At 46.4% G+C, this 20,005-nt stretch carries 19 protein-coding genes; 1 reads left to right on the plus strand and 18 read right to left on the minus strand.

The genetic code is table 11. The features are described from left to right. Window positions 1-5: 5 nt before the first annotated feature. The 17 genes from V7Z69_RS05585 to V7Z69_RS05665 all read right to left on the minus strand — a co-directional run bounded on the left by V7Z69_RS05585 (window position 6) and on the right by V7Z69_RS05665 (window position 18,320). Window positions 6-1,076: an alanine racemase gene (locus V7Z69_RS05585; protein WP_014162910.1), complete on the minus strand. Its 1,071-nt coding sequence runs from the start codon at window positions 1,074-1,076 to the stop codon at window positions 6-8. Between the two features lie 26 nt (window positions 1,077-1,102). Beyond that, window positions 1,103-1,945, minus strand: coding sequence for a deoxyribonuclease IV (locus V7Z69_RS05590; protein WP_014162909.1), 843 nt, complete (start codon window positions 1,943-1,945; stop codon window positions 1,103-1,105). Between the two features lie 3 nt (window positions 1,946-1,948). Then, window positions 1,949-2,608: an NUDIX hydrolase gene (locus V7Z69_RS05595; RefSeq protein ID WP_052299874.1), complete on the minus strand. Its 660-nt coding sequence runs from the start codon at window positions 2,606-2,608 to the stop codon at window positions 1,949-1,951. Beyond that, a complete protein-coding gene (pyk, locus tag V7Z69_RS05600; RefSeq protein ID WP_334139022.1) occupies window positions 2,592-4,400 on the minus strand; it encodes a pyruvate kinase in 1,809 nt (602 codons plus the stop codon). Before pyk ends, V7Z69_RS05595 begins: the two co-directional genes overlap by 17 nt. Further along, complete coding sequence (gene mtrB / locus V7Z69_RS05605; RefSeq protein WP_334139024.1) at window positions 4,384-4,635, minus strand: trp RNA-binding attenuation protein MtrB; 252 nt, start codon at window positions 4,633-4,635, stop codon at window positions 4,384-4,386. Before mtrB ends, pyk begins: the two co-directional genes overlap by 17 nt. 86 nt (window positions 4,636-4,721) lie before the next feature. Next, window positions 4,722-8,135 carry a DNA polymerase III subunit alpha gene (locus V7Z69_RS05610; RefSeq protein ID WP_334139025.1) on the minus strand — a complete coding sequence of 1,138 codons (3,414 nt, stop codon included), beginning with the start codon at window positions 8,133-8,135 and terminating at the stop codon, window positions 4,722-4,724. After that, window positions 8,128-9,861, minus strand: coding sequence for a DNA polymerase III subunit gamma/tau (gene dnaX / locus V7Z69_RS05615; RefSeq protein WP_334139027.1), 1,734 nt, complete (start codon window positions 9,859-9,861; stop codon window positions 8,128-8,130). Before dnaX ends, V7Z69_RS05610 begins: the two co-directional genes overlap by 8 nt. Before the next feature lie 14 nt (window positions 9,862-9,875). Continuing rightward, complete coding sequence (locus V7Z69_RS05620; protein WP_334139029.1) at window positions 9,876-10,961, minus strand: M48 family metallopeptidase; 1,086 nt, start codon at window positions 10,959-10,961, stop codon at window positions 9,876-9,878. A 76-nt stretch (window positions 10,962-11,037) separates the two neighbouring features. Then, on the minus strand, window positions 11,038-11,559 hold the full coding sequence (locus tag V7Z69_RS05625) for an arsenate reductase/protein-tyrosine-phosphatase family protein (RefSeq protein WP_169311592.1): 522 nt from the start codon (window positions 11,557-11,559) through the stop codon (window positions 11,038-11,040). 44 nt (window positions 11,560-11,603) lie between these two features. Next, on the minus strand, window positions 11,604-12,536 hold the full coding sequence (locus V7Z69_RS05630) for a 1-phosphofructokinase family hexose kinase (RefSeq protein WP_014162901.1): 933 nt from the start codon (window positions 12,534-12,536) through the stop codon (window positions 11,604-11,606). A 71-nt stretch (window positions 12,537-12,607) separates the two neighbouring features. Next, window positions 12,608-13,798 (minus strand): thioredoxin-disulfide reductase, encoded by a 1,191-nt coding sequence (gene trxB, locus V7Z69_RS05635; RefSeq protein WP_014162900.1) that lies wholly within the window; start codon window positions 13,796-13,798, stop codon window positions 12,608-12,610. Window positions 13,799-13,840: 42 nt separating this feature from the next. Next, on the minus strand, window positions 13,841-14,689 hold the full coding sequence (gene prmC, locus V7Z69_RS05640; RefSeq protein WP_014162899.1) for a peptide chain release factor N(5)-glutamine methyltransferase: 849 nt from the start codon (window positions 14,687-14,689) through the stop codon (window positions 13,841-13,843). Between the two features lie 3 nt (window positions 14,690-14,692). Next, window positions 14,693-15,766 (minus strand): peptide chain release factor 1, encoded by a 1,074-nt coding sequence (gene prfA / locus V7Z69_RS05645; protein ID WP_014162898.1) that lies wholly within the window; start codon window positions 15,764-15,766, stop codon window positions 14,693-14,695. Further along, window positions 15,744-16,718: a DUF1385 domain-containing protein gene (locus V7Z69_RS05650; protein WP_334139034.1), complete on the minus strand. Its 975-nt coding sequence runs from the start codon at window positions 16,716-16,718 to the stop codon at window positions 15,744-15,746. The genes prfA and V7Z69_RS05650 overlap by 23 nt, the downstream gene beginning before the upstream one ends. Beyond that, window positions 16,702-17,406: an FAD-dependent thymidylate synthase gene (thyX, locus tag V7Z69_RS05655; protein WP_014162896.1), complete on the minus strand. Its 705-nt coding sequence runs from the start codon at window positions 17,404-17,406 to the stop codon at window positions 16,702-16,704. Before thyX ends, V7Z69_RS05650 begins: the two co-directional genes overlap by 17 nt. Window positions 17,407-17,444: 38 nt before the next feature. Next, window positions 17,445-17,693, minus strand: coding sequence for a 50S ribosomal protein L31 (rpmE, locus tag V7Z69_RS05660; RefSeq protein ID WP_041445740.1), 249 nt, complete (start codon window positions 17,691-17,693; stop codon window positions 17,445-17,447). Window positions 17,694-17,774: 81 nt separating this feature from the next. Continuing rightward, window positions 17,775-18,320 (minus strand): HutP family protein, encoded by a 546-nt coding sequence (locus V7Z69_RS05665; RefSeq protein WP_334139037.1) that lies wholly within the window; start codon window positions 18,318-18,320, stop codon window positions 17,775-17,777. Between the two features lie 257 nt (window positions 18,321-18,577). Between V7Z69_RS05665 and V7Z69_RS05670 the strand changes: the two genes are divergently transcribed. Then, window positions 18,578-19,531 (plus strand): TAXI family TRAP transporter solute-binding subunit, encoded by a 954-nt coding sequence (locus V7Z69_RS05670; protein ID WP_014162893.1) that lies wholly within the window; start codon window positions 18,578-18,580, stop codon window positions 19,529-19,531. A gap of 110 nt (window positions 19,532-19,641) precedes the next feature. Here V7Z69_RS05670 and V7Z69_RS05675 read toward each other — a convergent pair whose 3' ends face one another. Further along, window positions 19,642-19,845: a cold-shock protein gene (locus V7Z69_RS05675; protein ID WP_014162892.1), complete on the minus strand. Its 204-nt coding sequence runs from the start codon at window positions 19,843-19,845 to the stop codon at window positions 19,642-19,644. Window positions 19,846-20,005 lie beyond the last annotated feature (160 nt).

Consider the following 20,005-nt stretch of genomic DNA (forward strand, 5'->3'; position numbering starts at 1 on the left):
ACATCCTAGACAATTCTAACTCTTACGTAACGAGATGTGGAGGCTGCCAGCATTGCCCCGTAATCAGGTCTAAAGCGCACTATATCTCCCACTTTAAGCCTGTGCTTGGCGCCTTCTGCATCCATGGTAAGGTGATCACTTGACGCACCTATTATCTCCAACCCCGAATCTAAAACAGTCAGCCCTTCTAATCTTATATCTTGCCTTCCTATGGCCGCAATAGCTCGTAACCTTATACCCTTGTCTTCGAAATGAGGAACGTTCCCAAATGCGTCTGCTCCTATCTCTCCTATAGGTTTAGTTGGTTTTCTCCTACACTCGATTATTTCAGCGCGCACCTCTATTGCATCGTTGGAAAGATAGGGAATCTCTCTGTTTCTAGTTACATCTGTGCCCAAAAGTATGGCCTCACCTATCCTAAGTTGGTTCACCTCTGAAGGCATAAGGCCATCCTCAACCAACTTCAGGGAAGATGTCCCTCCCCCTGAAACATACTTAAGGGAGCTTCCAGCCACATCAGCTATCTTCTTTCCCGTTTCCACGAGCATCGACAAATTCTCCCTGGTCGGTATGACCCCCGAAAGACAGCCCAGATTGGTCCCCACGCCCGCAAACTTGAGGAATTCGCATTCCCTAAAAGCCATTCCTATATCTTCGGCCTCATCGGGCCAAATGCCTTCCCTTAAATCTCCTACGTCCACCATGACTATGGCTTCACATTTTCTCTTCGCCTTCTTGCAGGCTTCCTCCAAAAGGAATATGGTCTCCTTCATTGAAATCAACGTTATATCCACATATCTTGCGACTAGATCTAGTTCACTTAACATCGGTAACCGCAAAAGCATAAAGGGGCCATTGATGCCGGATTCCTTCATTTCAACTATATTTTTCATGCGGCTGTCCGCAATTCCGGTGCACCCGCCCTCCAACATAGCTTTTGCCACTTCCACGTTGCCAGAAAGCCCCTTTGTCACTCCCCAAACAGCTATGCCTCTTTCGGAGCACACCCCTGCCACTTTCTTTGCGTTCTCTCTTATCTTATCAAGACGGATTACAAGTTCTGGGAAGCTAAACATATTCCCCCCTCCACTTCCTTAGCGAATTAAGAGCCTCTCATCTTCCTCAACAAGGTCAGATTCCGTACATCTGATCCATTTTCTTTCGGCGTTTCCAAGATACAGGGCACATCTTCCCATCTAGGGTCGCTTACTATCCTGGCGAAAACTTGCTCTCCTATTTCACCCTCTCCAATATGGTGGTGCCTGTCCTTTTTGCTTCCTCGTCCTTCCTTGCTGTCATTAAGATGCCAACATCCTATCCTTTCCAGTCCGAACATCTTCTCCAACTTCTGCACAAGCTTCTCATACGCAAAGGCCGTGCGCAACTCATAACCAGAAGCAAAAACATGACAAGTGTCGACGCACACACCAAGTCTGGGATCCCTATCCATGAAATTCAAAACCCATTCCAGCTCCTCAAGAGTGGAACCTAAACCATCTCCAGTTCCTGCCATGGTTTCAAGAAGAATCCTAACCCTGGTCTCCTCAGTCCTGACAAGCACATCACGCAAAGCTTCAGAAAGCAATCTGAGCCCTTCTTCTACCCCTTTTCCCCTGTGGGATCCAGGGTGTAAAACCAACTCGTCAATTCCAAGTTGATCACACCTTTTTACCTCCTGAACCAAGGACTCTATACTCTTCCTTCTTACTCCCTCGTCCCCAGCCAAATTAATCAAATAAGAAGCATGAGCCACTACCTTGCGGATATGGCTACGACTCCAGACCAACAGAAACCTTTCTGCAATGTGTTGGGGCAAGGGGGACGAATACCATTGCAGCTGGTTCTTGGTAAAGATCTGGATTGCTTCACAACCCAACAGTTCTCCTCTTTCTATGGCTTTCCACAGACCGCCCGCTATGGACATATGGGCTCCTATTAAAGACATGGCTCACCTGCGTTCATAATAATATCGTCTCAAAAACCGCCACAACATTCGTGCTGTAGCACCCCACACCGTTCTTTCTGGACTCAAATAGAATTCAGGATAAACTATCACTCCTTGGAGAGTTCTCTTCCAGCGAAACTTGGGAGGCACAGGCAACCTTTTAATGTCGACCAGTACTGCAGCAGCCAGTTCCTCTTCATCCAACGTTATGGAACCAAACAAATCCTCTCCGTCTATATAAGCAAGATATGGATAAATCACGAAATCACTGCTATACACATATTCCTTCGGTAACGCCTCCACCACTTCTACCCTTTCGGGAGAAATGCCAACCTCTTCATGTAACTCTCTCAAAGCAGTATCCAGGGGAGTTACGTCCTTGTCCTCTCGGGCACCTCCAGGGAACGCCATTTGACCAGCGTGGTGCCTCAGTTTTTTGCTCTTCTCTATCAGAAGCAACGCATCTTTCCCTTTTAAACCTTTTACATATGGGATTATAACAGCACTTTGCCTCCTCCCAGTATTAGGCAAGCTGGCCCATGAAACCACATTATCAACGTTAACTTCGCTTTTAATCCATACCCCGCTGTGGTTTCTTTTATTAAGATTTTTCTGGGCCAACCACTCTACTATCACCAATGTTTCTTTATCTTCCAGCAACATTCTCCCCTGATTCATCCGATTTATTGCCTTTCGATTCCAAATGGACCCTACCCCTATATACTATCCCTCTATTACCATCAACTGTAACTATCATACCATCCTCCAGGACCGTCATGGCTGATTTGGCACTCACAATACAAGGAATCCTCAGCTCCAGTGATAAAATGGCTGCATGGCTGGTAAGCCCTCCCTCTTCCGCTATTATTGCAGACGCTTTCTTGGCCGCTTCGACGAACCCCTTATCGGTTTGCCTACATACCAATATGTCTCCATAGGAAATCTTCATTGCAGCCTCTGCCCCATCAAGTGCCGTAACCACCTTCCCGCAGGCCACTTTCTTCATTATCGACATACCCTTTAGTAATATCTGTCCCACAGAAACCACCTCAATGATATTGGTGGTACCAGATATGCCAACCGGCACTCCTGCAGTAACCACTACCAAGTCTCCCTCATTCAACATTCCTTCTTCCAAGGCCCTTTCGATCCCTGCAGTTATAGCATTTTCCAGGTTCTCTTCCTTGCTGACCTTAAGGGGGTGCACTCCCCATACAAGCCCCAGCTTTCTGTAAATCTTTTCAGAAGGGGTAGCACCTATTATTTTAGATTTAGGCCTGTACTTACTGATTATCTGGGCAGTACTTCCACTTTGGGTCATGCACAAAATACCATGGGCATCCATTCTCTTTGCTATCATCACTGCTGCGTTTCCTACAGCGTCAGATATGCGCTTTATATTTTCATAGCCCTTGTTGGAAGTAATGGACCAAAAGAGGGGATCCTTTTCCGTTCTCTCTATTATTTTAGCCATCGTTTGAACTGCTTCTACAGGATATTTACCTTGCGCTGTCTCACCTGAAAGCATAAGGGCATCTGCTCCGTCAAGCACAGCGTTAGCCACATCACTGCACTCAGCCCTGGTTGCCCTGGGATTTCTTATCATGGAATCCAGCATCTGGGTAGCCACAATTACAGGTTTCCCAACAAATCTACATAAATCTATGATCCTTTTCTGCTGCATTGGAACTTCCTCCAAGGGGATCTCGACTCCCAAATCTCCACGGGCAACCATTACTCCATCAGAGACCTCTATAATTTCTTCCAGGTTCCTCACAGCCTGCATTGTCTCTATCTTAGATATGATCTGGAGATCACCATCAAGGTCCTCTAAGAGCTTTCGCGCCTTCAAGACGTCTTCCCTAGTTCGGACGAAAGAAAGGGCAAGGTAGTCTGCTCCCCTTGAAATAGCCCACTTTATGTCATTGATGTCTTTCTTCGTAAGAATAGGCAAGTTGTTCAAAGCTCCCGGAACCGAAACCCCCTTATTCTCGCCCAACTCTCCACCAACCACGACCTTGCATAAGGTTTCTTCTTCAGATAATATTTTCTCCACTTTGAGGCTGATCCTTCCATCGTCAATAAAAATAGTTCTTCCGGGAGCGACTTCTCTTACAAAACCTGGATAGTCCACGTAGATTTTTTCCTTGTTCCCCTCGGTCGGTCTTGTGGTGATTACTAGAAAATCACCGCCCTTCAAAGCTACAGGTACGTGTCCGACCAATGTTCCAGTCCTTATTTCTGGTCCCTTAGTGTCTATCATGATAGGAATGGGCATCCCCAAGTCTTTTTCTGCCCTTCTTGCGTTATCCAAAAGCCTACCATGGCTTTCGTAGTCGCCATGGCTAAAATTCAGGCGGGCAACGTTCATGCCCGCCTGAACCATATTCCTTAAAACATCATATTTTGAGCAAGATGGACCAAGGGTACAAACTATCTTAACTCTCTTTTTCATCTTTACCACTCTTAACCATTCCATGAGCCGTCAATATCTCTGCCTTACCTCTTACCTTTATAGCGGATGTAAACTCGGTAAACTGGGAAATCCACACCTCTCCTTCATCCAGTTTCTCTGAATGGGAGAATCGTGTCTCCTCACCTCTAGTCAAACCTATAACGGAGACACCGTTCTCCAAGGCTTTGACTACTATAAAATCTGCCATTACTGATGGATATTCGTTATCTTTCATGCTTCCCTCTCCTTCCAGTGTAAACTCAGCTCTTATAAAACTTTCAACAAGTATAATTATAATGACATTCCGCTATTTTATAAACATTAAACACAAAGCTGTATTGCGTCACTATTAAGTTTATCGACTATGCTACTCTTCTCTAAAAGAGCATCGACCTTCAGTGAGCGTGACGTTAACAGCACTTTCTTGCCGTCACACAGGTATTCTACGATAACCTTGGCATCTCCAGGGCAACCTTTCAACTCCTTACAAAGGTCAAGAAGGGACTTTTCGTCTACAAGCTCTGCGAAAAGCTTTATCCTAACCCAAGGACATAACTTTTCTGCAGCCTCCTCCATGGGGATCAGCGAATCAGCTATCAAGGAAAGTCCTTCTTTAAACTGGATCGAACCATTGACCAAATAGACTTCCCCCTTTGAGGGCTTTCTTTCTAGGTTATTCCATACTCCAGGAAAACATACCACTTCTATTTTGCTGTCATTGTCCTCCAACTCTATAAAGGCCATTTTATCCCCTTTGCGCGTGTATTTTTCCTGCACTTCCACCACTATACCTGCCACCACAGGCTTAATTCTTTCTGACTTCCAGAAAGGAAGCTCTCCAATGGAACAAGTGACGTATTTCCAGTACTCACTTTTGTGTTGGTCGCAGGGATGGCCCGAAATATAAAGCCCTGTCGCCTCTTTCTCCAGTTCCAATCGAGAATGAAAATCCAAATCCTCCACATCAGGTAGCTCGGGTTCTTCGTCAGGCTGCTCATCACTCACTAGATCCAACAAGGAACGCTGCCTTCCGTCTGACGATCTTTTCTGCACCATTTCAACAAATGCAGGTAACGCTTCCAACAGCTGTTTTCTGTTCTTTGAAATGCTGTCGAAGGCTCCTGCTTTGATGAGGTTCTCTATCACACCCTTGCTCACTACCCTTAAGTCCACTCTGTTTAAAAAGTCCCAGAAGGACTTGAAGGGACCTTCGCTTCTCGCTCTCAAAATAGCATCTACAGCTGCGTCTCCTACCTTGGAAACCGCTCCAAGACCAAAAAGTATCTCATCTCCATTGGCCGTAAATGAGTCATGGGACCTGTTTATGTCAGGAGGAGAGACGTGAATACCTGAATCCCTCACCGCCCTCACGTGTTTAGCCAATATATCAAGTTTGGAGTGAACATGGCTGGAGAGAAACGCTGCCATGAACTCCACGGGGAAATGAGCCTTTAGATAGGCCGTCTGGTAACTTATCATAGCATAAGCGGTGCTGTGAGATTTATTGAACCCGTAGCCAGCAAACTCCTGGATGATATCGAAAATTTGTTCGGCCTTTTTTTCTTCAATTCCTCTCTCAGCACATCCCTTGAGGAAATTCTCCCTTTCTTTCGCCATGACGTCCACTTTTTTCTTACCCATGGCTCGTCTGAGAAGATCTGCTTGCCCAAGACTATAACCTGCCAGTATGGATGCACATTGCATTACCTGTTCTTGATACAAAATTACACCATGGGTCTCCTTCAACACGTCTTCCAAAAGTGGGTGAAGGTAAGAAGGTTCCTGACGTCCGTGTTTGCACTCTATATACTGATCCACCATGCCACTGCCCAATGGTCCGGGCCTATACAAAGCCAAAACAGCTATAAGGTCCTCGAAACAGTCGGGTTTCAGCTTTCTTAACAACTGTCTCATTCCAGAAGATTCTAATTGGAACACTCCCAGCGTGTCCCCACTCGACAATAATTGGTACGTAGCTTCGTCGTCCAATGGTAAATTGTTTATATCCGGTGGCACCTTTCCATTATTCCTAATGTTTTCCAAAGTCTCCTCTATAACTGAAAGGGTCCTCAACCCCAAAAAGTCCATTTTGACTAGACCCAATTTTTCTACATGCTCCATCGCAAACTGGGTCACTACCTGGTCTTCTCCTATCTTTCTCACTGGTACGTAATCAGTTATGGCTTTGGGTGCTATAACCACACCTGCAGCATGTTGAGAACAATGTCTGGCAAGACCCTCTATACTCGAAGCGTAGTCAAGCAATCTCCTCACAGCGGGATCATTTTTGTGAATCTCCTTCAATTCTGGGCTCTGCTCCATGGCCTCTTCTATAGACGAAGCTCCTGGAGGCACCAATTTGGCCACCTTATCTACTTCCGCGTATGGCATGTCCAAAGCCCTTCCCACATCTCTTATTGCTGCTTTGCTCTTCATACGATCAAAAGTGATTATCTGGGCCACTTTTTCTCTCCCATACTTTGCCACTATCTGAGCGAGGACCTCTTCCCTGCGCTTGTCAGAGATATCTGTGTCTATATCCGGCATGCTTATCCTTTCAGGGTTCAAGAATCGCTCAAAGAGCAGATTGTAGCGTAAGGGATCTATCTCTGTAATCTTAAGGGCATAGGCAACCAAGGAACCCGCAGCGGAACCCCTTCCTGGCCCCACTGGAATGCCCTTTGCCTTGGCCTCCTGTATTATGTCGGCCACTATCAGGAAGTAACCGGCAAACCCCATTTCCTCTATAACGGCTAACTCATACTCCAGGCGCTTAGTATATTCTTCTGGAGGAGTCTGTCCATGGAACCTCGCTGCAAGCCCCTCTACAGCTCTGCGCCTCAGAGCCTGCTCTAAGGTCTCACCCTCCATTAGCCTGACCTCCGGCAAATGGTAACCAGAAAACTCTATTTTAACGTCGCACCTTTCCGCTATATTTACGGTGTTTGTGAGGGCTTCTGGCAGTTCCTTTCCGAATATGGCCCACATCTCCTCGGGAGAGCGCAAGTAAAAATCATTTGAACCAAACCGATACCTGTTGGGGGCATTTATAGTTGCATTGGTCTGCACACAAAGAAGGACATCGTGCCAAGACGCATCGCTTTTATCTAGATAGTGGGCATCGTTGGTCGCTATGAGCGGTATATCCATCTTTTTGGACATTTCGACCAACCTTTTGTTGACCAACGCCTGATCTGAAACCTCGTTATACATTACCTCCAGGAAAAAATTGTCCTTTCCAAATATATCCTGATAAAGAGAAGCCCTCAATTGGGCCTCCTCAATGTTGCCCTCTAAGATGAGGGAGGGAATCTCCCCAGAAAGGCACGCAGACGAGGCAATTAAACCTTTGCTGTAACGGGCGAGCAGATCATGATCGACCCTCGGCTTGTAGTAAAAGCCATCAGTATTAGCTATTGAAACCAACTTCACAAGATTTTGATACCCTTCTTGCGTCTCGGCAAGTAGCAGAAGGTGGTAATTCTTACCTTGTCTATCTTTCAGGGTATGCCCTCTGGGATCCACATAGACCTCGCACCCTATTATCGGCTTTACCCCCTTGGACATACATTGTCCGTAGAACTCAATTACGCCATACATGGCTCCATGATCGGTCAAAGCAACCGCGGGGACCTGCCACTCTCTGACTCTATTGGCAAGCCTGTCACACCTAATAGCTCCATCCAGTAAGCTATATTCGCTGTGGACATGAAGGTGAACAAAGGGATTATTCATTTTCTACCTCTTCCTCGCTTTCCTGGCTGGCTTCCATCGAGTCTTCCTCTCTGATCAATAAGATCTCTCCATTTATAAGCTGCATAAGCTTCCGTAAGTTTGTATCTTTTAATCCATTTCCATTCTTAGGCTCTGTGTCTCGTTTTTTTACGTAAGGAGGGTCTACTTTTTCTCTCGTTTTGTTTGCTGTGTTCTCGTTTCTGTGTCCCTGACCTGGCTCTGAGACGACCGCCGCAATATTGGGAGTTGGGTCGTAGTCACCCTGAGGCAAGTCTGTTTCATCCAGGTCAATGGAACAATCCCCAAGGCGCAGCAAAACTTTTTTCCCTTCCCACAGCTTCTTGGCTCCATCCCTCAGTTTCCTGAGATTCCTAGGAATTTTCAACAGTTCAAAGGCCAATCTATGATCCAGAGAAAATTGAATTTCAACCTTTCCCTCTCCAAATGCAGGTTCAGCAGATGCCAACGCACAATAGATCATTATGTCATCGGGATAGAAACATTCGTGGAACCCTTCCCAACCTGCCTTCGGGGAAAGATTATCTTCTCTTTTAGCATTTACAGGTTTCGACTCTTCCGGCTTGGTTTCTTCTCGACTTTTTGGAACCGCCTCTCGCGGGGTTTGCGCAGGCTTCAACTCTTCAAAGAAACCTAACACCAAGCTGGCAGCGACATCGCTTCTGACCCCTAGGTTCGCTCTAGCGATGTTGTCAACACAGAATTTCATTATGTTCCAAAGATCTGATGTTTCCCAAAAGACCATTTCTTCCTTGAGAAAATCTTTTTCCTCTTGTGATATAGGTAAAGCATCCTCACAGTTTGAGCCCCATTTCCCCAAAACCCATAGATCTCTTGCCAGCTCGTAAAGGCCCTCAAAAAGCCTCTTGCTCGTAAGTCCTGCACTTAAAAGTTGCTGTAGAAAATAAAACGCCTCTTTTTTGTCAGTGCGCAATTTAACCATAAGTCTTTCCATATCTTTGCGACTGCCGCCACCCAACATGGAATTTACTGCATCAAGTCTCAAAACCTTATCCTCTCCCGCAAAAGCTAGAGCCTGCTCCAGGATCGACAAGGCATCGCGCAAGGAGCCATCGGCTTCCCTTGCTATTTCCCACAGAGCATCGTCATCAGCATCGCAACCTTCAAGCAAAAGCACATTTTTAAGGCAGTTTACAATGTCACCGCTTTTGATTCTATGGAATGGCACATGCTGACATCTTGATCTTATGGTCACCGGGACCTTTTTGGGTTCCGTAGTGGCTAAAACGAACACCACATAAGATGGAGGTTCCTCTAAGGTTTTAAGGAGGGCATTGAATCCATCAGTGGTTACCATGTGAACTTCATCTATTATGTATACCTTATATGGGGAAGAAAAGGGAGCAAGGGATACGTGTTCTTTAAGCTCCCTTATATTATCTATCCCCCTATGAGAGGCACCGTCTATCTCTATTACATCAAGACTGCTGCCTTCGGTTATGGCCTTACAACTGCTACACTCTCCACAGGGTTCCCCTTCATTGGATAGGTTAGAGCAATTCAGGGCCTTGGCCAAGAGCCTTGCGACAGTAGTCTTCCCGCTTCCTCTTGGACCAGAAAAAAGGAAAGCATGGGGCACCTTACCAGAAAGTATCTTGTTTTTCACTACCTGTACAACAGCGTTCTGCCCTACTACCTGAGAGAAACTCTTTGGTCTGTATTTACGATATAACGTAATATGGGACATCGGCCTGGCCCCCCTTATCTAAAATAATTTGCTGTGGGATGTTGCTTCTTGGCATTCTCCAAGGCTAACACAAGTCTCTTCCTTATTTCTTCAAGAGAGGGCATACCTTCTCTCATGTCCTTGTTATATAGCGCTATGGCTCTACCGATTCTCAAGGCTTTCCCTTCCTTGGTCTCCATTATGGCAATATCGTAAGGCGCAGTCTCGAGCTTTAGGTTTTCATCGATAACATGGGCTAAGCGTTCAAGGATTTCAAATACCTCGGGCACCTTGGGCCCCCAACACACCACCAGATCATCTACCAAAAGATTATAACGCTCCGCTGCCTCCACAACCTTGGTTCTGAGCAAACCCAATGGAATTTTTCTGTTTACCTGTAACCCCTCTTTTTCCATGGCCTTAAGGATGTAATCTATCCTCTCTTCCGTTTTAGGGTGGTCCATGAAAATACCAGGGTCCACGTACGGTCGTTTCAGTTGCTCCATCTTCAAACGTTCAAGAACGGTTACAGCAGCAGAGGGTTCATAACCTGCCTCTTGTAATATGTGAAGGGCCCCTAGGTCCGCTTCCCTCTCGAAATCCCTGCTGTAAGCGTTCATTATGGCAACCTGCGCAAGATTAGCCAAAAGCATCACTGCCCCCTGACCTTTGGAGGCCACAGCCACCAAAAGGGCCCCAATGGTCAACTTTTGGTTCCTGGACGCTTGGCGGAGTATATGGTTTTTGTCCGAATGGACGATCTCATGAGCAATGACTGCAGCAAGTTCATCGTCGCTTCTGGCGAAATCCAGCATGCCTGTGGTGATGTAAATCCTGCCTCCCGGAATGGCAAAGGCGTTAGGGGACTTTTCTTCTATCACCTTTATCCTGTAATTCAGTTTTCTTTCCGCAAAGGGCGCACATTTATCAAGGACCATCTCCGCAAGGGCAACCTTATAAGGGTCAGTCACTACCTCCCAACGCTGTTCAACTTCCTTTGCTACTTTCTCGCCCAACTTATCCTCGTCATCCGAATGAGCAAAAGACGAGCCACTCAAAACAAACCCTGTCAAGATCAAAACGGCCAATGCAAAAACGGCCCTACCAATCAATTTGCCCAAAATTATCATGACCTCCAAGAAATATAGAAAACCACTTTTACTAATTCTAATTCATCAAGTTGTTCATTGAAACACTTTATACGAAGGTGGAAAGAGGTAGATTACCGTGGGATTGCCGTATTGTCTCAATTACTGGTAGGAGTAATTTCCTTATGGTCATTGCAGTGTCAAGATAGATTTTATAACTGCTTCCGACAGGATCAGGAACGTCCCCATTATCACATAAGAACATGGAAGAGGCGCTTTCCTTGCTCCCTCCACATTTCAAGTACAGATCAAACAACCTTATAGCGTTGCTTTTATGGCACACACCTTCTGCTATGACCGCCTGAACATGAGCCCCAGTCATACCTACGAAAACGGCGTCATCAAACAAAGGCAACTCCCTAACGCTTTTCGTCCTGTGGGCTGAGATATCAACCCCAAACTCCCTCATTACCTCTATAGCGCAGGAAGCAGCTGGATATCTCCCGTACACTGCAGTACCAGCCGATAAGGCATACCATCTCCCAGCAAGGCCCTCTTTCTGGAAGAGATAGTTCGCTATTCCCTCGGCCATTGGACTGCGACAGGTGTTTCCTGTACAGACGAAAACCATAAACTTTCTTTCTTTATTATCAGAAAATACACCTTTGGAGAACATCATGAAATCTTTTCCAACGTCACTTCCTTCATTAAATCTTCCACTTTTTCCCTGCTAGAAACCCCTTTTTCTATATGAAGTGCATCTTCCCATGCGCAAGCCATGGAGAATCGAATAACATCCTCTACATCCATACCCTCTATGAAACCTACAATCAATCCTGCCATCAGGGCTTCGCCTGCACCAAACATGGACACAAGGCCTTTTCTGCCGAACTCGGCAAGGTATACTCCTTTAGGAGTAAAAAAAACTTCCCCATAAGCTCGATAAGATGTGGTGGCCCATTCAACTCCATATTCATGCACTTTGGAAACCAGCGATATAAGGCTGTCCAAAGAAGTAAGGGATATTCCAGCCATTTGGTTTATAAAGCGTCGATCTATCTTGGCTATGCTTGGCCCAACTTCCAAAGCCTCCATCAAGGAAGGCCCAGCTGCATCAACTAGGGTGACGATGCCCTTGTTTTTTGCCCGGACCACTAGTTCCCTATATATATCTTGAGGAGCCCCTGGTGGTAGTGAGCCTCCTATGTAAACAAACTTCGCTCTTGTCAACATTCTATCGTAGTTATTCAGAAACCTTGCTAGAGCTCCTTCAGGAATGTATGGTCCGCTTTCGGTTATTCCTGTCTCCACATGGCCAATTTCGTCCACTATGTACACATTAGTGCGGGTTTCGCCCCTCACATGGACAAAATTGGTAGTTATGCGTTTTTTCCTTAGTTCATCCCTTATAAACTCACCGTTGAAACCAGCAAGGAACCCCATTGCCGCAGAGGAATAACCTAACTGGGAAAGTATCAACGACACATTTACTCCCTTGCCTCCCGCGGACCTATTGGTCTCACTAGCTCTAAACCAACCACCTGGTCTAAATTCTGGAACAACATACTCTTCATCAACTGCTGGGTTAAGCGTGACGGTTATTATCATCACCATCCCCCCTTCCAGTGTTCGAATGTGGAGGCAGGGCCAGACACCTTCCCTGCCTCCATAATAGCCTTTTAGTTGATCCCTATGAACTTTCTTGCGTCCTCAAGGCTTTCTATCTTTTCTGATCTGAGAATATTTCCTTTTGAAAGCTCAAGTAAAACAGGCATACTCTTTACACCTAATTTCTCAACCATACGGGCGTTCTTATATCCGTCAATCAGAGCCAGATCCTTAACGTGAGAGGTCAATTCTTCCAGTTGAGATACCAAGCTCATTTGAGCTTCATCGATGCTGGAATAGAGGAATATGAACGCGTGCTCAGGCTCAAAGACTTTCTGCCTCAGGTGCAGCTGTTCCGCGATGTAAGCGTAAGCAGCCATCGCTGCAGTTGCTCCATCACCTGCAGCTGTTATCACTTGTCTCAGGTATTTATCCCTTACGTCACCAGCCGCAAATATGCCCTCAACAGAAGTCTCCATTTTCTCATTGGTCTTTATCCAACCGCCAGGAGCCGCATCGACCATGTCTCCCAAAAACTTGGAATTAGGCTCCATTCCGACAAAGACGAATACACCTGCGACCGGCAACTTTGAATCCTCTTGAGTTTTAACGTTATGCAGCACAAGGTGAGTCACCATGTCATCCCCTGCGATCTCCTTCACCACGGTATTCCAAATGACCTCTATCTTATCGTTGGTCATAGCTCTTTCTACCGCAACTTTATCGGCCCTGAAGCTGTCTCTACGGTGAATTATGTAAACCTTGGATGCAAACTGGGTCAAATATAAAGCTTCCTCTACTGCCGTGTTGCCTCCTCCTATCACCGCAACTTCCTGTTCCTCGAAGAAGGCTCCATCGCACACAGCACAATAACTTACGCCTCGACCAGTGAACTCTTCCTCTCCAGGTACGCCTAGTTTTTTGAATTTAGCTCCTGTAGCGACTATTATCGCCTCGGCTTCGATCGTGCCATTATCGGTTACAACCAACTTGGATCCATCCTTGATCTCTATTTTCTGAACCTCGGCCTCCCTGAACTCTGGACCAAAATGCTCAGCGTGCTTTCTGAAAGATTCAGCCAACTCTGGACCGGAAGCATGGATTACACCCGTCCAGTTTTCTATTTCATCTGTTAGGTTTATCTGGCCTCCTGGGACGCCCTTCTCCAAAACCAACACATCAAGTCCAGATCTTCTTCCATAGATTGCGGCAGTAAGCCCGGCCGGTCCAGCTCCTATGATGACCAATTCTCTCTTTTCCATAGCTATTCCTCCTTTTGCAACGTTCTTCTTTCTCAATGGGGTTTACGTTTGCCTTCTTTTAAAGACCATGACTCTATCCATTCCTGATAGGTCTTTCTTAACATCGACTAATTGAAACAGCTTGCCACCAAGGAGTGATAATCGGTCGCATTGTAGCGAAGAACCAACCTCCAGGGCAAGGTAGCCTCCACGGCCAAGAATTTTTTCGGCAACAGAGAACAAAAATCTGTAAAATTTAAGCCCATCACTTCCGCCATCCAAAGCTTCTAGCGGCTCGTAAAGCCGTACTTCCGGCATCAAGCCCGGTATCTCATTGGTGGGTATATAAGGGGGATTGCTCACTATTAAATCGACTTTCTCACATGATTTGGGCAGGTCCCATCCCCCGCTGGAATGCCAAATAAGTACCCTATCCAAAACATCTAGATTCTTAAAGTTTTGCCATGCATACCATAATGCCCTAGCGGAGGAATCCACAGCAATTCCCCTGCATGTAGGCCTCTCTGAAAGCAATGCAGCAGTGATACAGCCACTGCCTGTTCCCCAATCAATAAAAACCCCTTCGTCAATCACTTCCAATGCAGCCTCAACCAGCACCTCTGTATCAGGTCTGGGTACTAGACAGCCCGGTCCTACTTTAAACGGCAGTCCCCAAAACTCCGCCTCTCCTGCTATATACTGCCAAGGCTCCCTGTTGGATCTCCTGTCCAGAATTTCCTTAAGCTTTTCTTCCTCCCTATCATTGAGCAAGTATTCAGGATGGCTATGAATAAAGCTTTTTCCCTTACCCATAACCCACTCCAGAATGAAATCTGCTTCCAGAAAGGGGTTTGACACACCTATTGACGAGAGCACATCCAAAGCCTTTGATCTCGCCTCGCCCAGATTCATTATCTAACTCTCCAAGGCCTTAAGTTTCTCCGACTGATCCGCTATTATAAGGGCTGAAATCATCTCGTCCAGGTCTCCATCCAGCATCTGATCCAGCTTGTACAAGGTCAAGCCTATCCTATGATCGGTTACCCTGTTCTGTGGAAAATTGTATGTTCGAATCCTCTCAGAACGATCCCCAGTGCCAATCTGCCCTTTTCTTTCCGCAGCCAATTCAGCTGTTTGTTTTTGAATTTCGTTATCTAATAGCTTGGCTCTCAAAAGCTTCATAGCTTTTGCTCTGTTTTTTATCTGGGACCGTTCGTCTTGGCACGTAACAACTATACCTGTAGGAAGGTGGGTAATACGCACCGCAGAGTCAGTCATGTTGACATGTTGTCCTCCAGCTCCGCTTGCCCTGTAGGTGTCTATCTTCAAATCCTCTTCTCGAATCTCAACATCCACGTCCTCTGCCTCTGGTAGTACAGCCACGGTGGCTGTCGATGTATGTATACGACCGCTGGATTCAGTAACAGGCACTCTTTGTACTCTGTGGACTCCGCTTTCGTACTTGAGCTGACTGTAAGCACCAACCCCATCTATCCTGAAGACCACTTCCTTGTAGCCCCCTATACCTGTTTCGTGCATGGTCATTATTTCAGTGTTCCATCCCTTTCGCTCAGCAAAGCGAGTGTACATCCTGTACAGGTCTCCGGCAAAAAGAGCAGCCTCGTCTCCACCTGCACCAGCTCTTATCTCCATTATTACGCTCTTATCGTCATTGGGGTCCTTAGGCAAGAGCAAGACCTTTAACCTCTCAGTCAACCTCTCTTCTTCGGGTTCCAACTCACGGAGCTCTTCTTGGGCCATTTCTGCCAGCTCCTTATCGCTTGCATGAAGCAGCGATCTGGCTTCAGATATTCTATCGACCACCTCTTTGTACTGTCTGTAAGTTTGGACTATCTCCTCAAGGGTTGCGTGCTTCTTGGCAAGCTTCTGCAACTCCTTTGGATCAGATATGTACTGAGGATCAGCTAGTTTTTTCTCTATTTCCTTGTAGGTTTCCTCAACTTCTTTAAGTTTTTTCGACAGGTCCATCAACATCACCGTCCGGTTCTTGGTTATAGCTTTCTTCTTCGCTCCCCAGAGCTACCTTCAGCGCCGTTATGGCGACCTCCAATTGTTCCAAGTCTGGTTCCCTCGTCGTAAGATACTGCAGCCAAAGGGTGGGAGACATAAAAATCCTGCCTAATGTTCCCTTTCTTCCACACCATCTTATTATCTCATAGGATATGCCTATAACAAAAGGAAGCAGTAGAACCCTAGAGCCAATCCTCATGGCGAGCCCTTCAGTAGGTATCGCTGAAAAAACCACTACACTAACTATTACTACAACCAAGAGAAAGGAGGTCCCACATCTCGGATGAATCCTGGAAAAACAACTTACATTCAGAGGTGTGAGCTCACTCCCATTTTCATAGGCATTTATGGTCTTGTGCTCTGCCCCGTGATAAGCGAACACACGCCTAATATCTTTCCACATTCCAATAAACGCCACATAACCAACAAAAATGGCTCCTCTCGCAATTCCCTCGATAACCCTTCCTGCCCCTTCAGAGGCACCCAAAAAATTTACTACCCAATCGGACATCAAAAGAGGCAAGACCACAAAAAATGCTATTACTGCCACGACCGCTATGACGACAGAAAGGATGAACCCTCCTTTACCTATAGATTCATCCTCTGGAAGGGCTACCTCCGCGGAAAGAGAAAGGGCTTTGGCACCGGTACATAGCATCTCTGCCATTACGGCCAAACCCCTTAAAGTGGGCAATTTCCACAAACCTTTGCTTGTCCAAGGCCTGTTGGCCCAAGTTTTAGTCCAAATATCACCCTTTGGAGTTCGGACCGCAAGCCCCCACCTTGCAGGTCCCTTCATGAGGACTCCTTCGAGTACTGCCTGTCCTCCCACAGGAACCTCATGCTCCGCATTCAAGGAAAAAAGAAAGAAGTAAATGAATCTTGTTATATAGCTAAAAATCAAGGACATCCGCCAGTACTTCCTCTACAGTTGTATAAGGATTACCACACGAGGTTGCCTCCTTACATTTTCCAGAAACAACACATGCTGGGCCTGCCATATTAAATATCATTGGTGCTTTCTCCCTGGCCAAGGCCAACATCCGCCTGGCGACCTCACGGATCTCCCATTGAGCTCGTTTACAAAGCCTCAGACCGAAAAAGTGGTGAAGTTCTCTGGCGTTCATGGTAACCACTATACGAGTCTCCCATGAATGAGGCAATATATATCTCGCATCCTCCTTTGGAACTCCACTCTCCACAAGCAACTTGTACGTGTCGAAACTTTTTTGGACCATCTCCATATACCTTTCCCTCAAGGCAGCATCTTCTGCTATCGAGGGGGGTACTACCACCTGTGGATTTCCCATCAGCACGTATCTTTGGCTTTGTTGAGAGTAACTGGCCAGTCTGTGCCTTACAAGTTGATGGGTGCACACTCTACTTAGGCCATCCATAGCAAAAGTGAAGGCAACATGCTCAAAGGGAGACATGTGCCCCGATTTAAGCAAATGCTCAAGAAGCTTCTCGCTCTTTCGCTCGTCCATACCTTCCTTAAGACTGCACGCTGACACATCACTATAACAAAGCCTCGCAGATGCAGCCACAACCTTATCTGGCTCAGGGGTGAAAGCTAAAAGCTCTACAGATAAACTCATAACCACTTATGTTCTAAAGAGGGAGCTTCGCTCCCTCTTTAGCCCTGCTCTTTCTCTTCAGTTTCCTGTGCAGGCTTCCCAAAACGGGTCCCAGCATATTTGCGCTGAAACTTCTCGACCCTTCCTGCCTCGATGACCACCGCACCCCTCTTGCCGGTGTAGAAAGGATGGCACGAGGAGCAAACAGCAACCTTTATTTCCTTCAATGTAGACCTCGTCTCAAACCTGTTACCGCAAGCACAAGCCACCTGACAGGGACCGTATTCTGGATGAATATCCTTTTTCAACAAAAACACCTCCACCAACACATACTTTACACCACAAGTAGTGAATGTATCACACCTAAACACAAAGCACAAGAGGCTGACTCACAAATGCATTACCCCCAACCCACATCGTTCGTGGTGAGCAACTGCATGATAGGCCGTATCTCCCAACACTGCAACAGCTATCCACTGATCGTTTCTGACGATGCCTATCTTCGCTCCTATGCTGGCCTCTAACATGCTCATGCTTATGAATCCATTCAATGCCTCGACTGCAGCATGCATCAGTGCGTGCATCTCGTTGCATTTTTTCTCCACGACACCAGCGTTGAGTGCGGCACCCACCAATGCTCTGGTTATCTTCTGAGGCAATTCTCCCGCCAAACCACCTACCTCTGTGGCAACGGCTCTCCACCCGGTTGCAACTATCTGCTTTTTTACGTTCTGTTCTTCTTCTGCGTCGGTGGTAAGGGCAAGCAAAAGAGCAGCTCTTCCCACCTGGCTCTTTTGTTTGAGATCTATTTTCACGCTGAGCTTAACATAATCCATTTCAGGATTACTGCAACCTTCTCCTGTTCCTTCTTCTCTATTCTCCAGCCCATATTCTTTCGACGGTTCGCTAAATCCTATTAGTGTTTTCCAATCCATTTCGTAGCCCCCCGGGAACTTATTCTTCACCTATTTTACACAACTTATGACCTTGGTGCATCCTTTTGCACGTAGAAACTGGAAAGCCATGAACCCAAATGGGGCTTGAAACATGTGTTGCATAAAATTATACTTAAACTGACAGTCAGGTAGATTGACAAGCTTGATGGACAACGTGAGGGGGGGAGGTAAAAGAGAGTAATACAGCAAAAGAAGAGGAGTTTTAGAACTAAAATATCAAAGGAGGCGACTTGATGATGAAAAAGGTTGTGGCACTAGCATTGGTCCTCGTAATGGCTATGGCATGTGGGGCTTACGCCAAGACATTCGTGTCCCTCGCAACGGGCGGCACAGGTGGTACTTATTACCCCGTCGGTGGTGGAATAGCCGATATAGTAAGCAGGAACCTTTCTGACGTCCAAATGACTGCAGAGACAGGAAACGCTTCGGTGGCAAACTTGAACTTGATAGGAACCCACCAGATCGAGATGGCCTTGGTTCAGAACGATGTAGCATATTTCGCCTACCACGGAAAAATGATGTTCGACAAACCTTTCAAAAACGTACGCGCCATAGCAACTCTCTATCCTGAGACCATACAAGTGGTAGCCCTCAAGGATTCGGGAGTAAAGACCATAAAAGACCTTCCCGGCAAGAGAGTTTCTGTCGGTGCCCCAGGCTCCGGTGTCATGGCTGATGTTCAGCTAATATTTAGGACCCTCGGCTTTAAGTTCTCCGATATGAAAACCGATTTCTTGGACTTTAACAATACTGCCCAGCGCATGAAAGACGGCCAGATAGACGTAGGTTTCGTCGTAGCCGGATTCCCCACATCCGCAATAATGGACCTTGCAACCATGCACGACATCACCTTGGTTTCCTTTGATGAGGAGACCATAGAAAAGCTCCATGCCGAATATCCTTTCTTCGTAAGGAACGTCATCCCCGCAGGCACATACAAGGGCGTGGATAAAGACACCACCACCGTGGCAGTCCAGGCCATGTGGGTATGCGATGCCGACCTCAGTGAGGATGTAGTTTACAAGATCACCAAGGCTTTCTGGGAAAACGTGGAGGATCTGTACAAAGTACACGCAAAAGCCAAAATGGTAACCCTTGATACCGCCCTTGAAGGTATATCCGTACCAGTTCATCCCGGCGCCGCAAAATACTACAAGGAGATAGGTTTAACAGTTCCTGAAGTGGAATAAGAGCAAAAATTGACACAAAAGAAATGGCGCCTTTAGGCGCCATTTCTTTGTTCGGTTCTTCGTGTCAAATATATCGTTAAATATATCGCGAAAAAGTTTTTCTTTTTTTCTTATAGTTTTACGACGTTGGACGCTTGGGGGCCTTTGTTGCCCTGGGTGATATCAAAGGATACCTGCTGGCCCTCTGCCAAGGTCTTGAATCCTTCTCCCTCTATAGCGGAAAAGTGTACAAACACATCAGTTCCTTCGTCGGACGTGATGAACCCATAACCCTTAGACTCGTTAAACCACTTAACTGTTCCATTCATTGTCAAAATATTTCCTCCTAAAGCTTTAAAAAGCGAAAATTGGTCGCCGGCTGACCATGGGGAGAACTATACAGGAAAAACCTCCCCCCGTCAAGCGATATATTCACTTTTTCTGTAGATGAGCCTATATTTCGTTCCGTCTACTTTGGTAAAGTGAAAGAGATAA

The sequence above is a fragment of the Thermovirga lienii genome (assembly GCF_036847465.1).
Taxonomy (GTDB): Bacteria; Synergistota; Synergistia; order Synergistales; family Thermovirgaceae; genus Thermovirga; species Thermovirga lienii.

What these genes read in the sequence shown, in the direction of transcription:
- V7Z69_RS05585 (WP_014162910.1), bottom strand. Translation starts at nt 1,076, where the DNA reads ATGTTTAGCTTCCCAGAACTTGTAATCCGTCTTGATAAGATAAGAGAG.
- V7Z69_RS05590 (WP_014162909.1), bottom strand. Translation starts at nt 1,945, where the DNA reads ATGTCTTTAATAGGAGCCCATATGTCCATAGCGGGCGGTCTGTGGAAA.
- V7Z69_RS05595 (WP_052299874.1), bottom strand. Translation starts at nt 2,608, where the DNA reads ATGTTGCTGGAAGATAAAGAAACATTGGTGATAGTAGAGTGGTTGGCC.
- pyk (WP_334139022.1), bottom strand. Translation starts at nt 4,400, where the DNA reads ATGAAAAAGAGAGTTAAGATAGTTTGTACCCTTGGTCCATCTTGCTCA.
- mtrB (WP_334139024.1), bottom strand. Translation starts at nt 4,635, where the DNA reads ATGAAAGATAACGAATATCCATCAGTAATGGCAGATTTTATAGTAGTC.
- V7Z69_RS05610 (WP_334139025.1), bottom strand. Translation starts at nt 8,135, where the DNA reads ATGAATAATCCCTTTGTTCACCTTCATGTCCACAGCGAATATAGCTTA.
- dnaX (WP_334139027.1), bottom strand. Translation starts at nt 9,861, where the DNA reads ATGTCCCATATTACGTTATATCGTAAATACAGACCAAAGAGTTTCTCT.
- V7Z69_RS05625 (WP_169311592.1), bottom strand. Translation starts at nt 11,559, where the DNA reads ATGGTTTTCGTCTGTACAGGAAACACCTGTCGCAGTCCAATGGCCGAG.
- V7Z69_RS05630 (WP_014162901.1), bottom strand. Translation starts at nt 12,536, where the DNA reads ATGATAATAACCGTCACGCTTAACCCAGCAGTTGATGAAGAGTATGTT.
- trxB (WP_014162900.1), bottom strand. Translation starts at nt 13,798, where the DNA reads ATGGAAAAGAGAGAATTGGTCATCATAGGAGCTGGACCGGCCGGGCTT.
- prmC (WP_014162899.1), bottom strand. Translation starts at nt 14,689, where the DNA reads ATGAATCTGGGCGAGGCGAGATCAAAGGCTTTGGATGTGCTCTCGTCA.
- prfA (WP_014162898.1), bottom strand. Translation starts at nt 15,766, where the DNA reads ATGGACCTGTCGAAAAAACTTAAAGAAGTTGAGGAAACCTACAAGGAA.
- V7Z69_RS05650 (WP_334139034.1), bottom strand. Translation starts at nt 16,718, where the DNA reads ATGTCCTTGATTTTTAGCTATATAACAAGATTCATTTACTTCTTTCTT.
- thyX (WP_014162896.1), bottom strand. Translation starts at nt 17,406, where the DNA reads ATGAGTTTATCTGTAGAGCTTTTAGCTTTCACCCCTGAGCCAGATAAG.
- V7Z69_RS05665 (WP_334139037.1), bottom strand. Translation starts at nt 18,320, where the DNA reads ATGGATTGGAAAACACTAATAGGATTTAGCGAACCGTCGAAAGAATAT.
- V7Z69_RS05670 (WP_014162893.1), top strand. Translation starts at nt 18,578, where the DNA reads ATGAAAAAGGTTGTGGCACTAGCATTGGTCCTCGTAATGGCTATGGCA.